Origin of the sequence: Flavobacterium xueshanense (assembly GCF_900112975.1) — a bacterium.
Lineage (GTDB): Bacteria > Bacteroidota > Bacteroidia > Flavobacteriales > Flavobacteriaceae > Flavobacterium > Flavobacterium xueshanense.
The window spans coordinates 336,204-350,743 of sequence record NZ_FONQ01000002.1 but is presented as its reverse complement, the minus strand read 5'-3'; the positions used below and the strand labels follow the sequence as shown (position 1 = coordinate 350,743).

General features: G+C 31.3%; 12 protein-coding genes. 6 read left to right on the top strand and 6 right to left on the bottom strand.

Translation table 11 applies throughout. The features are described from left to right. Window positions 1-325: 325 nt before the first annotated feature. The 3 genes from BMZ76_RS03775 (at window position 326) to BMZ76_RS03765 (ending at window position 3,557) form a co-directional block, all read left to right on the top strand. Window positions 326-1,711: a hypothetical protein gene (locus BMZ76_RS03775; protein WP_091203380.1), complete on the top strand. Its 1,386-nt coding sequence runs from the start codon at window positions 326-328 to the stop codon at window positions 1,709-1,711. Next, a complete protein-coding gene (locus BMZ76_RS03770) occupies window positions 1,712-2,404 on the top strand; it encodes a hypothetical protein (RefSeq protein ID WP_091203379.1) in 693 nt (230 codons plus the stop codon). 193 nt (window positions 2,405-2,597) lie between these two features. Beyond that, window positions 2,598-3,557: a hypothetical protein gene (locus BMZ76_RS03765; protein ID WP_143071049.1), complete on the top strand. Its 960-nt coding sequence runs from the start codon at window positions 2,598-2,600 to the stop codon at window positions 3,555-3,557. A gap of 145 nt (window positions 3,558-3,702) precedes the next feature. Here BMZ76_RS03765 and BMZ76_RS03760 read toward each other — a convergent pair whose 3' ends face one another. From BMZ76_RS03760 to BMZ76_RS03745, 4 genes are all read right to left on the bottom strand, one after another. Continuing rightward, window positions 3,703-4,551: a thiopeptide-type bacteriocin biosynthesis protein gene (locus BMZ76_RS03760; RefSeq protein WP_091203377.1), complete on the bottom strand. Its 849-nt coding sequence runs from the start codon at window positions 4,549-4,551 to the stop codon at window positions 3,703-3,705. A gap of 3 nt (window positions 4,552-4,554) precedes the next feature. Further along, complete coding sequence (locus BMZ76_RS03755) at window positions 4,555-6,765, bottom strand: lantibiotic dehydratase family protein (RefSeq protein ID WP_091203376.1); 2,211 nt, start codon at window positions 6,763-6,765, stop codon at window positions 4,555-4,557. Continuing rightward, window positions 6,765-8,462: a S8 family serine peptidase gene (locus tag BMZ76_RS03750; protein WP_091203375.1), complete on the bottom strand. Its 1,698-nt coding sequence runs from the start codon at window positions 8,460-8,462 to the stop codon at window positions 6,765-6,767. Before BMZ76_RS03750 ends, BMZ76_RS03755 begins: the two co-directional genes overlap by 1 nt. A gap of 127 nt (window positions 8,463-8,589) precedes the next feature. Next, window positions 8,590-10,296, bottom strand: coding sequence for a helix-turn-helix domain-containing protein (locus tag BMZ76_RS03745; RefSeq protein ID WP_091203374.1), 1,707 nt, complete (start codon window positions 10,294-10,296; stop codon window positions 8,590-8,592). A 378-nt stretch (window positions 10,297-10,674) separates the two neighbouring features. Between BMZ76_RS03745 and BMZ76_RS15855 the strand changes: the two genes are divergently transcribed. The 3 genes from BMZ76_RS15855 (at window position 10,675) to BMZ76_RS03740 (ending at window position 11,935) form a co-directional block, all read left to right on the top strand. After that, entirely contained in the window at window positions 10,675-10,842 is a 168-nt protein-coding gene (locus tag BMZ76_RS15855; protein ID WP_167547412.1) for a hypothetical protein, read from the top strand. A gap of 3 nt (window positions 10,843-10,845) precedes the next feature. Beyond that, window positions 10,846-11,058: a hypothetical protein gene (locus tag BMZ76_RS15680; protein ID WP_143071048.1), complete on the top strand. Its 213-nt coding sequence runs from the start codon at window positions 10,846-10,848 to the stop codon at window positions 11,056-11,058. Between the two features lie 625 nt (window positions 11,059-11,683). Next, window positions 11,684-11,935: a hypothetical protein gene (locus BMZ76_RS03740; RefSeq protein ID WP_091203373.1), complete on the top strand. Its 252-nt coding sequence runs from the start codon at window positions 11,684-11,686 to the stop codon at window positions 11,933-11,935. 61 nt (window positions 11,936-11,996) lie between these two features. On the opposite strand, the gene atpG is transcribed toward BMZ76_RS03740, so the two are convergent. Both atpG and atpA read right to left on the bottom strand, forming a co-directional pair. After that, window positions 11,997-12,857, bottom strand: a complete 861-nt coding sequence (atpG, locus tag BMZ76_RS03735; RefSeq protein WP_091203372.1) for an ATP synthase F1 subunit gamma — start codon at window positions 12,855-12,857, stop codon at window positions 11,997-11,999. Between the two features lie 71 nt (window positions 12,858-12,928). Next, window positions 12,929-14,506, bottom strand: a complete 1,578-nt coding sequence (gene atpA, locus BMZ76_RS03730; RefSeq protein WP_091203371.1) for a F0F1 ATP synthase subunit alpha — start codon at window positions 14,504-14,506, stop codon at window positions 12,929-12,931. Window positions 14,507-14,540: the final 34 nt, after the last annotated feature.

The following is a 14,540-nucleotide window of genomic DNA, read 5'->3' as shown; positions in this document are numbered from 1 at the left end:
ATCTAAATCACTTTTTAAAATCAATTGGCCAATTACAAGGGAATACTTCAGCTGTACTGTAACCCTTTCAGAAAAAACACAGCAAAGAGTTATCGTGCTATGATCTCTAAAAAACTAAGCCCAAAAGTTCTCGAGAAACTTTACATTACCAAATTATCTCGGAAAGATAAAGTTTGATTATTCTATAAAAAATTTTAAATTTTTCTGACATAGTGAATTTCTGTTTACAAGTAGAATATCCATATTGGAAAACAACAGTTTAAAATCTTAGAAAGCTCTTATGAATTAGTGGCTTTTTAGAAAACAACAAAAAATTAAAAATGACATGAAAAAATATTTATTATTAATTGCAGTAGGAATATTTACATTAAATTCTTGCGAGAGAGAAGATAAAATTGAAGATAATAGTTTGGAAATGAATTATTCAGCGAAATCAAATAAAATTGAAGCGATGAAAGAGTTTGCACAATTATTAGGTAAAACTTTATCAGATAAAGAAAATCGCAAATATCTGGTTGATCTAATACATCAAAGAGGGGATAATTCAGAAGCAGTAACTGTAAATGCGCTACTGGGAAAAAACATATCGAAAGAGGAATTATTATTACTATCCAGAAATAGAAACAACATAAAAATTTCTGCAAAAGAATCATTTAGAAAAACTCTTATAAACGAAGTACGAAAAAATATTGATCAATATCCCAACTTGAAAAGTCAACTGAAAAAAATTAACGCTTCAACGACTCAAAGAACTATCGAGGATACATATGATGAACTTTCTGAGTATTATGCATCACAAGGACTTGACGTTTATTTCCCTTATGAAGAAAACTTTAATTTAGAAGATGAAAACACAATTACACTTACTTGGGATCCAATGATTGAACAAAATTATAATTATGGCTATCAATCTGTAAATGGAATATATGGTTTACAACCAATTGCTATAATAAACGACGATTTTGCCTATAATAATCCTGTTTTAGTTGTTAGACCCGCAGTGTATATTGAAAGTGGAATTGCTTCTGACCCTAACCCAAATCCTGTAATAATAAGTAATAATCCTCCAAATTGGGCCTTTCAGGGATGGCAAGGTTTTTTGAACTTTAACGTAGACCATACAAAAATAATGGATGCAGATGTACTGAAAGTTAATATTCCCAAAATTCGTTTGATGGAGCATTTGGGAACATTTTTGACACCAACAACAATAACATTGGTGAGATCTTCAGCGAATTTGACAACAGATAATAATAATAATCTAGTCTTTCCGCTGTCTGCTGATTCGAGACAACTTATGACTAGACAGCATATAAAAAGAAGAGATGCGAGAAATCATAATTGGGTAGATGTAAACATATTATGGGATGACGATTGGAATATGCATGAAGCTGAGCACACATTGACATGGGCATCTCATCATACTTTTTCAGGTAATTTAAACGCAAAAGGAACGGTTAAATTAGGCTGGGATGTTGAACAGAAAAAAGTTACATTTGATCCTAAAATCGATATTAACTTTGATGTTAGAGTTGGAGGTAACTGCAAATTAAGATATAACAATAATGTTTCCAGAAGAGCGGTTTTAACACAAATTATTGGAGACACGGGAGCTGGTACATACAATGATAACGGTACGGAATACTCTGTAAGAGCAGCTGATAAGTTACAGTATTATTTTAAACCTTATTTAACAAAAATTGTTCAATAAATGAAAATTAACAACACATTATGCATAGTAGCAATTGCTACTATGCTTTTTTCAAATCTACAAGCACAAACGAATAACAAATTTAGCAAAATATCTGTCAATTATATTGAAGCGTCTAGTGATCAGAGTATTGACGATAGGACTAAAGGTTTAGAAATGGAATATTATTTCAATCTAAAAAAACGATATGGTATTTCAATTTCATTAGAAGGTAGCTCATTCAACAATGTACCAGCTGTTTTTTCATACGGTGATGAAAGAACTATAAATAGTAATGAAATCAAGAATTATGAAATTTCGTTTAAAGAAAACAAAACAATAAGTCAAATCGTATTTGCATCTCATTTTTATTTAAATTTAATAAAAAAGCAAAAACATTTACTATATTTTTCAAATGGCGTGGGATATAATATACAAAGAATCACTTATCAAAATTATTTTCAATACAATTTTACTCTGAATAACGATGAAACAGTAACTAAGAACACTGAATTATCTTATCTAGTTAAGAATACAGAAACACTTGTCTATCTTACAACATTAGGATACGACTATACTCTACCAAAAAACTTTACCATCGGAATTAATATCAGGGGGCAACTCCCTGTAATAAGAGATAACCATTTCTTTAAAACTGGAGGAGGATATGATGAATTAATAAGGATTGGCCTTAAACTCGGGAAAGAATTTTAAAATTTACGATAATAAAAAATATATTTTAAACCAAGACGACTAGTTAAAATACTTTAAATAACTAAGTTGTACAATTTATGGATAAAGTTGTTTGCAAGAATGCCGATAGATTAATAATTATATCCAGAGTTTATAATACAAGAAAATACAATTTGAATCCAAACTAATACAAGTATAATGGTAAAAAACAACTGTGACAAATCAAAATAAATACTTCGAGAGATTTTTAATTAATGTAGCTTCATTACTTCTATTCTTAGTATTATACTCCTGTGATAAAGACGAAATAGAAAAAGAGGACATCAAAAGGTCTTTCGAAATTAAAATTGATAATGAAAATTTAAAAGTAACAAATAGTTCTATAAGTTCTAACGAAAGTTGTAACGGTGTATTCGCTAGCTGTAGATATGATAGCTCTAATAATATGGGTTTTAGAATCGAATTTCGCCTTAATAAAAATGGTGCTTTAAGAAACATCACACTTTTTGATTATCGCAATAAAAATATGCATTTTGAAACAGCCGATTTTAATCCAAAAGGATTAATGACAATTACCAATTTTGAATACGATGAAACAAAAAATTATCTTCATTTTAATTTTAAAGGAGAACTACTGGAGCAATCTTACAGTGATGCGTTGGATGTTGATAAAAAAAGAAAACATATAGAAGGTACAATAACCATTCAAGATGTTAGAAACACGGAATGTACTAGTTTTATTTCAGACCTAAATTTTGAAACAAACACTCTAAATTTTTTAACCAATCTACCTTATTCAAGTTTTGATTCAAGTTTAAAAACAAATCCTTACCAGTTTTTTTTCTATTCTGATAACGGTTACCGCGCCATAATCAAATCCAAAAAAGATTTATGGGATTTGGATAAAGGAACCTATACTTTTGACCAAAACAGTACAGAAAACAGGATCGATTTAGAGCAATACATTGGCATTTTTAGAGCTACTCAATTACTATGGATTCGTCCCGTCGATTGGAAAAAGTTTCAAACCTCAGGAAGTTATATTATTAAAGAACGCCTAATCATCAACGGACTAAAAGTAAGTAGAGGTGAAATAAACACTCAAGTTTTTGATAATGGTGTGCTACTGCATACCATCAATAACGGAACTTTTGAAGTAACTGGATTTAAATAAACTGCATCTTTTACTTTAAAACAATAGGGTTTAACATAAGTAGCCAAACCCTTTTAATTCATCTGTTTATAATGTTTGTTTTTATTGGAAGTTGGAACGCCTATAATCATATTACTGTTTGTCAATGACGATTGTCATGGGCGTTTCATTTTCTATATTCTTGAATTTTATAATAACGATATAAATGATCGTAGATGATCAATTCATACAGCCTTTGCTTCGAGGTATATTGTCTATTCAGCATCATGTGAATGTGACTACATAAAAATTCGGATAAAGGAATTTGTAATTTTCCTTTAATGGAATTAATCATATCATTGTGTTTTTTATTCTTTGCACTAATAAAATTGAAAATTTCAGGATGATCTTCTGCCGCTTTTCCTAGTAAAAACCGCTGCATTTCCGGAAACAATTCTCTATAATGCTTATCTAATTCTTTTTTAAGACTTTTATCCGCATCAAATTCTTTTTTAAAAGCCAGTTGTAACTGATCCATTAAAGATAATTTATCGGAATTACTTAACCCAAAAGAATTTAAAAATGTGTCAATAGCAGTAAAGCTAAATAAAAGGGGCATTTCCTTTTTTTCAAAAGAGGACTTTACCGCTAAATAACGTATTATCATTTCGCTATCATGCCAAAACAATGTTTCTGAAGCAATCATCGTTTTTTTACCATATCGTTCCATTTCTCTTTGGTACGTATCCGTTTGCACTTTCCAAATGCTATTTTGTTCCAACAACATATTTAAAACCGGATACATTCTGGCGACTACCGTCGCAGTATTTTCTGGGGTTTTACAATACAAACGAATTCTTAAGTGTTCATCAGGATCTTTATACCTGATAAAAAACCATTTGTAAATTATTTTTTCCTTTTGTAAATCTAAAATTAAGGGATAAAACTTTTCAGACAATATAAGATCTGCTGTTTTTACTCCAGTGTATATTTTATAATACAGCCATTCACTCCCTATGCAAAAATCTCTTTCCATACTTTACAATTGTTCTTTATAAAAGGATAGTATAAACTGATTGGCAAAATTTTCACCGTTTGCGTTTTTCACAACAAATTCCTCTCTAAATAGAAATTCTTCTAAAGTGATTTTAGCATGATTTACAACTGATTTTAAAAATAATTGAATCCCGATTTCTTTTTCAAAATCAAGTAATAGTGTGTTGTCAAAATAGGCCCAATTTACAAAACGAGGAATGCTTCGTTGTTTTCTCCAAATCGAAAAATCTTCAAATAATTGATTGCCATCCATTTTATAAAAAGACATAATTTCAGTTTTACTTACCATCCATTTTGATTTTGAAAGTAGTACTCCGTTATGCTCAACCCTTGGAAAAAAATCATAATGTGTTTCTAAAACACCCCAACTGAAACTATAAATGGGCTTTATATCTTGCGATTGTAAATCGCATAAAAAATGATAAATAGGCAGCGATTTATTAGAATAGTTATGGGCATTTGACAAACAAGGAATAACTTCTGTATTGTACTTCTTAGATCGCAAAATAATTTTGTTGTTGCGTATCGAGATCATTAAATCATTAAGATCAATCGTGTAATCTTGCTTTACTCCAGAGTTAGCCAAATAGGCAATTTCAAATGCTCTGAAAACAGGTCTTCTTAATATATTACCAGTTCTTGATTCCGGAATATGAACGATCTCAGCCAGAATTTTATCAGAATGATAGGTCGCTTCTTTTATTACAATTTCATTGGTCAAATTGTAAATTGCATCATTTCCATTGCAAAAACGCCCTAATAATTTTGCTGCGCTAACATCACCCGAAGATTCAATTGAAAGCAATTCTTTTTCTTGATGCAATGCAATTTCAATCATTCCCGAAAAGGTAGCTGGTGCATTATTCCAAGTAGGATCAAAATCCGGAAAATCATTCTCAGAAAGCGATACGGCTTTTTCGTTTTTCAGGTTACATTTCCGTAGTTTTTTCTCCAGTATAAAATCATTAGAGGACCACGACTGAATGACTGATTCTTGAACTTTACTTTTGAAAGAAAAATGCTCCAAAATCTCATGCGTATCATTCATTTCAGAATTTTGAAGATATCCAATTCCCGTTTCAGTATCCAAAACAGTTGCCAAAAGCATTTCTCTGGATTCATACCTTTGAGTGAATGCTTTTATAAAACTCGTATGGTTTTCAGACTTCTTTTGCTTTTGAATTCCGTTTAAAAAACGAACCGCTTGGAAGACTTTTTTTTGAGAACTAGTACTCAAAGTATTTACGGAAGCGGTCGTATTTAAATCAGTTTGAAAAAGATATTTTTCATCATGATCCACACCTATTTTCTGAATTAAATCCTTTATAGCTTCATAGTTTTTTTCATAAGGGACAAGCGTTTGGTCCAATACTAAAAATTGAGTTCTTATACTTTGCAAAAGGAGAGACTCTTTTTTAAAATTCGGAATTTTATCAATGATTGAAAAAACACGCGCCCATTCATCACTACCTGTAACTGTTGCATCCAATTCATTTACCAGAAACTGAAAATCGATAAGTTGATTAATATATTCTAAAGCTTCTGCGGTTTCAGAATCATCGTCGGCAATTAGAGAAATCATTTCATCAACAGTCATTCCGGATTTTGCTTGGAGCACTAAATCACTTAAAAGTGCTGTTTTTCGCAATGCTGAAATACTGTGCTCTCTTTTTGTTTTTACATAGTTGTATTCAACATATCGGTAAAAATCCCCAAGAGCATAGATCGAATTATTAGGATAATAGTTGAGACGGGTTGTAACTTCTTCTCGTTTAGCAAATTGGTGTAATAGTGCCACCCAAAATTGCATGTCAAATTGTGTAAAACGACTAAAATTTTCAGTTGAATTGAGTATAATCTTCGTTTCAGAAGTTATTTTGCCCACTGTACAACCAGCAAATAATCCGAAAGGCGTACAACGAGTTGATATTCGCGCAATATATTTCAGTAAGCTAAGCTGTAATCCATCCCTTTTTTTATGGGATAGACTGGAAGGATCAGATTTCCATTTGTCTAAAGCCGTTACTAGTTCCGGGGAAGCCATACGAATGGCTTCTCTAACATAAGGGTTTTCAAACTGCAACAATAAGGTCTTTTCAGAATACTTTTCCAAAACATCCCAATAGAAAGACAAAGGAAATAAAGGGGTTCTTAAAACATAGTGCGAGAAAGGACGAACTTGGTAGTTGTTCATTATCGTTTCTTTTTACTCACTTTTTTAGCGAGTTCCATCGCATCATAGACATTCAAAACCTTTCCAGATTTAGATAGTTCTGAAAATTTTACTTTTTTACCTTCTCCACCGGGAACCAAAACCTCAATATCATAGGCTGTACCCGAATCTAAAATGATTTGTTTTACCTCCTGAACTGTAAGTTTAGGATAATATGACCAGATCAAAGCAGCGACCCCTGAAACCATAGGTGCTGCTAGTGAAGTTCCTGAATCATACGCATAACTATTTCCAGCTGTAGTAGTATAAATTTTATCTCCAGGAGCAAATAAATCCACATTTTTTTTGCCATAATTAGAGAATTCAGACACAAAATTACTATCTATTTTTTGTGATATTGAACCCACAGTTATAAAATTGTCTACAACTTCATCTGGGTTTTCATAATCAACATCACTTGGATAATATGGGTTTTCATCAACATTAAAACTATTGTTTCCTGCAGCATGAACGAGCAAAACATCATGCTTTTCGGCATGTTTATAAGCGTCTATTACCCTGTTTTTGTACAACGAAAATTCCTTACCAAAAGACATGTTGATTACTTTTGCACCATTATCAACTGCGTAACGAATTGCTGCAGCAATATCATTATCATGCTCATCTGCATTACTACAAATAACCAAAGGCATTATCTTAGTATGAGGTGCAACCCCTTTTATTCCTATATCATTGGTTCTATCAGCTGCAATTATTCCAGAAACTAGTGTGCTGTGATTCTCTATCGTGTGCTCTTTTTTAGTTGTATTTGTTATTTCATTGTTTCCTTTTGCGACAAATACGTCATCGTTAATAAAATGGCGTTCATTAAATTCAAGATTTAAACATTCATTTACAATGGAATTAAGTTGTGATTCTTGATCTTTTATATCTTTTAAAGTATTTTGATTTGACCCTAAGCTAACCCGCATATAATCAATTAATGCTCCTAGATCTTTGTCGTTATCATCCCTTCTGCTCCTAAAACTTTTGTCATTGATTTTATGCTTTTGATACAAACTATCCAACTGTTGGTTTGTATAGTCTTCTTTTGGAAAATAGTATTTTAATGTGTCTTTGACCAATGGATATACTTGTATAAGATACTGCAAAGACCTTAACCAATTTTTATAAAATTTAGTTTCAGTTCCAAATTTTAATTGGGCTCTTTCATATTCTTTGAATTGATTTAATTCATTCTTGGATAGTTGTGCCGCTGTTTTATCTTTAAATACCTGTGCCCATTTTCTAATAATACGCACAAACTCATTGTTCCCCCATTTTATATAGTCTCCATTACTATATCCTAAAAAATTCCAACCATTTAAATCATCAATAAATCCATTGCTATCATCGTCTATGCCGTTATTTGCAATTTCTTTTGTGTTGATCCATATTTGATTTTCTAAATCCTCGTGTTTTAAATCAATTTTAGTATCAATAACTGCAACAATTATTTCATTAGTTTTTGGTATTCTTTTATTTTGTTTATACCATTTGTCTAAGGAAATACCTGGTAGACCGTCTTGCAAGTAATCTTTCTGAAACCAATTATTTAATAAACTATCCTGCTTTATGCTGAATAAATTACTGCTTATCGTGTTCTCTTGAGAAAAACAGCTTACAATATTTGCAATAAAAACAAAACAAGTAAAATAATAAAGCGGCAATAATTTCATAATTAAGGTAATTTTAATGGTTCAAATGTATTAAAGTTGTACGATTCCTGTAAATAAAAATGTAAAGTTTTTACCGGAATTCCGTGAATTCCGCTACCTAAAATTCTATTTACTTATTTTAAAACAGTTAACTAGCTCTAGTTTTACTCAACTCTTTGATAAAAAAGCTAGGCTTGATTTTATACTTTTTATAAAAAGCAGCCGAAAAGGCTTCTGCCGAATTAAAACCAAACTCACTTGCTAATGAAGCTATGGTATAATTTTGCAAAATAGGTTGTGCTTGCATTTGCAAAACTGCTTCATTTACCCGGAGCTCATTAATGTATTGTACAAACGTTTTTCCTTTTTGTTCATTAATTACCTTAGACAAATATTTAGTATTGGTACTCAATTGTAAAGCCAATTTTTGAATAGAAATTGTTTTTTCTATAAAGCCTTTATCGTTTTCGAATACTATTAATTTTTCCAATAATTCAAGTATTATTTCATCTGATAGACTTTGTTGTACTTGATTTTCTTTAGCATCAGGTGTTATAGGCTGTGTTTGTAGTACAGTACTATTTTCTTCGGTAGTCATGGCTGGATGCAGAATTGCTTCAAATCGTTTTTGGTGTTGTTTTTTTAAATAAAATTGGTAGCCAAACAAGCCTGTAACACCTACAACTAAAACTACAATCCAGATATAAGAAGTAGATTGCCTTTTTTCCAAAGATTGTATTAAAGCTTCTTTCTCTGCAATTAAGTGCGGGGTATCATATTCTTTTACTAAAACTTTATTTAAATATTTATAGTTTCTATGTAATATGCTATCAATACTCATAATCTTATTTAAGAATTTTAATTGATTTTCTTTGTCGCCAGTTTTTTTGTAATATTCAATTAAATAGGAATATCCACTTATAAACTCTGGTGTAATTCTTTTATTTAATAAATACATAGAATCTACTTTGATAAAATTTTGAATCGCTTTATTTTCATTACTCATACCTGCGTAAGACTTTCCTAAATAAAAATAAGACGCCAGTATATTACCATAATTTTTATCTAATATTATCTGAGGCAATGCCTTATTTATACTATCTAAAGATGCTTTATAATTTTTCTTTAACATTTCATTTGCACCTTCATTTAAAATAAAATAGGGTATGTAAAACTTATCGTTAGTTTTAATAGACTCTTTGTACCCTAATTTGTTATAAAAACTAGCAGAGTCCAAATTCTTTAATGATTTATGTGCATCCGCAAGCACAAATAAAAGATTGTGATAATCGCTACTGTATTTTAAAGAAGATAATTCCTTTTTTCTAATATAATTTAAACATTCACGGTATAGTAACAAAGCCTCCTCTACTTCACCTAATTCCTCTGACCTCAAAACACCAATTGACCGCTTGATATAAAAATTTAAATCTTCATTATTACCATTAGCATATTTTTCTGCTTTAAAAAAATTGTCCAAAGCCTTGCTATACTTAAATTGCATTCTTAACTCATATGCCTTTCTAGAATAAGATAATGCTGGAAAATTATAATCATTTTGATTAGTGGAATAAGCAATAGATGAATCAAGGTATTGAATTGCTTTATTTCCTTTGTATAAAGTTGATAAAAGATAAAAACTCCGTGAAAGATTTAAATTATTTTTTTTAGAATAAGAATTAGAAATGATTTCCAAAATAAATCTTTTCTTATTATAATCACTTTTCTGTGAAATAAACTCTTTTTTTAAATCTTCATAAGAATCCGATTTTTGAATTGGCTTACTTGTCTGCGACCATAAAAAGAAAGGAAACAGTACAGCAAGAACTATTTTTAAAAATTGTTGGTTAGTCATTGTTATTTGGTTTAGTACAAAAGTAGATTATGTAAATTAAAATAATGTAAAAAACTAAATTTCTAAGTTATTTGTATTGTATTGATTTTTAATATTTTAAAAATACATCTTGTCGGAATTCCGTGAATTCCGATAACAAGTATTTGCACAACGTCTGCCACTATCCTAGTTTTGGCCTCAGAAAGGAAAAGTATTAAAAATAAAAACGATAGTCAAATAATATAAGCTTTATCAAAAAAAGGGAATAATTCAGCTGGTACGTAACCCTTAAAAAAAATACAGAGCATGGAGTTTATAAAGCTACAATATCCATTAAAAAATGAGCATAAAAGTTCTCGAGAAACTTTTTTAAAAACAGGATTTTAAAAAAATGAAAAAATGAATTTACAACCATTTTTAGATCAACTAAATATTGCAAAAGTAAAAACTATAAAAGAACCGACTTTCACTGCATTTTTAATGCTTATTACTGCGGCAGCTGCGATAATTTCTGATTGGGCCAATTTTATGGCTGGACTAATGAGAGCAATACCAAACAATCACTAACAAATGAAGCTATCCAAAAACTTTTATTTATTCTTTGGAATTTTCTTTACCATAAACTTCATTTATTCCTTAATTGAAATCAGAGACACCTACGAATTATTCTCTTTCCCAGTAAATATTTGGGTATACAGAGGCTATAGATTGTTTATTGCTGTAGTGTTTATAAAGATATATTTTAAAATGAGAGCCATCGATATGACAAAACTAAATCAATAAATATAAGTTCTGACTTTAAGAATCTAAAACCTACAAAATTTGTTTGAAAAGTATATTTTTTCAGTTACTACTACTATACTGAAGTTTAAAAGCCACATCTAATGAAATACTTTATTACTCAAACGTTACAAAATACAATTCTAATTGTGTTTATTTTAATTATACGAAATTTTTTTAAAGATGAAAAAAACAACGACATCTACAAACTATTGGTCTTAGAACGCATCTTTCTAATCCTCTTTTTTTCAGTAGCACTAGCAAGCTATGAAACATACAAAAAGAAGCAATCAGATTCAAAAAAGGAGCTGAATCCCAAAACTTCATTTTAAGTCTATCCTAAATGAACCATACAGACTTTGTAGTTAAATTAAATCTTTTACATTAAAATTCATACAGAAATAATTCATTTTACATATCTCACTAATCATAATAAAATGTCTTATTACTAATAATTAAAATACAGTAATAACAGAAAATCAAATCAAATTAAAATGTTTACACTGATACTTAAAATAATCACACAATACTTGGAAATAATAGTGAATTTTATTACAGATGTTTTAGGCTGACGATAAATTTAGCTTAGTATTTGCAAAACATTTAATAGTGATTTCAGTATAAAAATATGAAAAAATACATGTACTTTTCGGTATGCTTTGCATTATTCCCTGCACCATCTTACGCCCAAAAAAAAGGTAAAATAGCCTTACCTGAAATAGAAAAAGCAGTAAATACATGTCCCTGGCAAAAAAGCAAAACAAAACAAATATCTTGGTTAGAGGCCATAGGTAAAAAACAAATTGACTCTATAATGGGAACGTCCCAAGTCAAAACAAGCACAGAAAACCCAATTAAAAAAAACAAAAATAGGAGTTAAGTACATAAAAAAAGAGCCAACATCTGTTGGCTCTCTCAATGTATTTTGAATCAATAATGTATTACCCATTCAATGCTTCCGCTCCACCAACAATTTCTAAGATTTCATTAGTAATAGAAGCTTGACGTGCTTTATTATAAGTCAATTTCAATTGATTTCTCAATTCCGTTGCGTTATCAGTTGCTTTGTGCATCGCAGTCATACGCGCTCCGTGCTCAGAAGCAAATGAGTCCCGAATTCCTTTATACAATTGTGTTTTTAATGATTTTGGAATCAAAGTCAACACGATTTCTTCTTTCGATGGTTCAAAAATGTAATCTCCAGGAGCAACCGTAACATCTGACTTGAGAGACGCTAAAGGCAAGAATTGTTCTGTTTGAACGATTTGTGTAGCTGCATTTTTAAATTGATTGTAAATCAACTCAATTTTATCGTATTCACCAGCAACGAATTTCTCCATTAATGAATTAGCAATTTTAGCCACATTATCAAAAGTCAAATCATCAAAAACAGCGCTTTCATTAGCTACAACCGGTAATGTTTTGCTTAAAACATCGTTTCCTTTTTTTCCTATGGCAAAAATATCCACTTGTTTACCTGCGTAAAATTCAGCGCGGCTTTTAGCTTCTTTGATTGCATTCGTATTAAAAGCACCCGCTAAACCTCTGTTAGAAGTCACTACAACAAGTAACACTTTCTTAATTTCGCGTTGGGTTGTAAATTCTCCACCAGCATCACCTTCCAGTGCAGCAGAAAGATTTTGCAATAATTCAGTTAATTTTTCGGCATAAGGGCGCATTGCTGTAATTGCATCTTGTGCTTTCTTTAGCTTTGCTGCAGAAACCATTTTCATTGCCGATGTAATTTGCATCGTCGATGAAACGGAAGTAATTCTATTACGGATTTCCTTTAAATTTGCCATTTTTTTTGTAGTGAAGAGTGAATCGTGAAGAGTGAATAGCCAAAACTACTCACTTTTCATTTTTCACTAAATTAGTTATATTTTGCTGATAATTCTTTTGCTACAGATTCGATTACATCTGTAATTTCGTCTGTTAATTTTCCTGCTTTCAAAGCATCAAGAGTTGCTCTGTGTTTGTTGTTCAAGAATTCCAAGAAATCTTTCTCAAATTCTCTTACTTTGTTCACAGGAACATTTCTCAATAAGTTTTTAGAACCAGCATAGATAATCGCAACTTGATCTTCAACAGTATATGGATCGTTCAAACCTTGTTTCAAAATTTCAACGTTCCTTTTTCCTTTTTCAATTACGTTTAAAGTAACGGCATCTAAATCAGAACCAAATTTAGCAAATGCTTCCAATTCACGGAATTGTGCCTGATCCAGTTTCAAAGTACCTGCTACTTTTTTCATTGATTTAATTTGTGCATTTCCTCCAACACGAGATACCGAAATACCAACGTTAATTGCCGGACGTACCCCAGAGTTAAACAAATCTCCATCCAAGAAAATTTGACCATCTGTAATCGAAATTACGTTTGTTGGAATGTATGCAGAAACGTCACCAGCTTGAGTTTCAATAATTGGTAACGCAGTAAGAGAACCACCACCTTTTACAATTGATTTCAATGAATTTGGTAAATCATTCATATTTTTAGCGATGCCATCATCTGCAATTATTTTACAAGCACGCTCTAATAACCTACTGTGCAAGTAAAAAACGTCTCCAGGATATGCCTCACGTCCCGGTGGTCTTCTTAACAAAAGAGAAACCTCACGATACGCAACGGCTTGTTTTGATAAATCATCATAAACAATTAAAGCCGGACGACCTGAATCTCTGAAATATTCACCAATTGCAGCACCTGCGAAAGGAGCATACACTTGCATAGGAGCTGGATCAGATGCATTTGCAGCAACGATAACAGTATACGCCATTGCACCTTTTTCTTCTAACATTTTAGCGATTCCTGCTACAGTCGAAGCTTTTTGTCCAATAGCTACATAGATACAAAATACTGGTTTCCCAGCATCGTAAAATTCTTTTTGATTTAAGATAGTATCGATACAAACAGTTGATTTACCTGTCTGACGGTCACCAATAACTAGCTCACGTTGTCCACGACCAACTGGAATCATAGCATCTACTGCTTTAATACCCGTTTGTAATGGTTCAGTAACGGGCTGACGGAAGATAACTCCAGGAGCTTTTCTTTCTAAAGGCATCTCGTATAAATCTCCACCGATTGGTCCTTTTCCATCAATAGGAAAACCAAGAGTGTTTACTACACGACCTACCATTTGTTCTCCTACTTTAAGAGAAGCAATACGTTGTGTTCTTTTTGCAGTTGAACCTTCTTTGATTCCTGTTGATGGTCCTAAAAGTACTACACCTACATTGTCTTCTTCAAGATTCAAAACAATAGCTTCTAATCCATTGTCAAATTCAACTAACTCTCCATATTGAACATTAGAAAGCCCGTAAATACGAGCAATACCATCTCCAACTTGAAGCACTGTTCCTACTTCTTCTAGTGTAGCACCAGATTCAAAACCTTCTACTTGCTTTCTTAATATTGCTGAAATTTCAGCAGGTTTGATTTCCGCCATCTTAATTTATAATTTAGACACTTAAATGTGCAAT

Coding starts and splice junctions, on each gene's coding strand:
- BMZ76_RS03775 (WP_091203380.1), top strand. CDS start 326: ATGAAAAAATATTTATTATTAATTGCAGTAGGAATATTTACATTAAAT.
- BMZ76_RS03770 (WP_091203379.1), top strand. CDS start 1,712: ATGAAAATTAACAACACATTATGCATAGTAGCAATTGCTACTATGCTT.
- BMZ76_RS03760 (WP_091203377.1), bottom strand. CDS start 4,551: ATGGAAAGAGATTTTTGCATAGGGAGTGAATGGCTGTATTATAAAATA.
- BMZ76_RS03755 (WP_091203376.1), bottom strand. CDS start 6,765: ATGAACAACTACCAAGTTCGTCCTTTCTCGCACTATGTTTTAAGAACC.
- BMZ76_RS03750 (WP_091203375.1), bottom strand. CDS start 8,462: ATGAAATTATTGCCGCTTTATTATTTTACTTGTTTTGTTTTTATTGCA.
- BMZ76_RS03745 (WP_091203374.1), bottom strand. CDS start 10,296: ATGACTAACCAACAATTTTTAAAAATAGTTCTTGCTGTACTGTTTCCT.
- BMZ76_RS15855 (WP_167547412.1), top strand. CDS start 10,675: ATGAATTTACAACCATTTTTAGATCAACTAAATATTGCAAAAGTAAAA.
- BMZ76_RS15680 (WP_143071048.1), top strand. CDS start 10,846: ATGAAGCTATCCAAAAACTTTTATTTATTCTTTGGAATTTTCTTTACC.
- BMZ76_RS03740 (WP_091203373.1), top strand. CDS start 11,684: ATGAAAAAATACATGTACTTTTCGGTATGCTTTGCATTATTCCCTGCA.
- atpG (WP_091203372.1), bottom strand. CDS start 12,857: ATGGCAAATTTAAAGGAAATCCGTAATAGAATTACTTCCGTTTCATCG.
- atpA (WP_091203371.1), bottom strand. CDS start 14,506: ATGGCGGAAATCAAACCTGCTGAAATTTCAGCAATATTAAGAAAGCAA.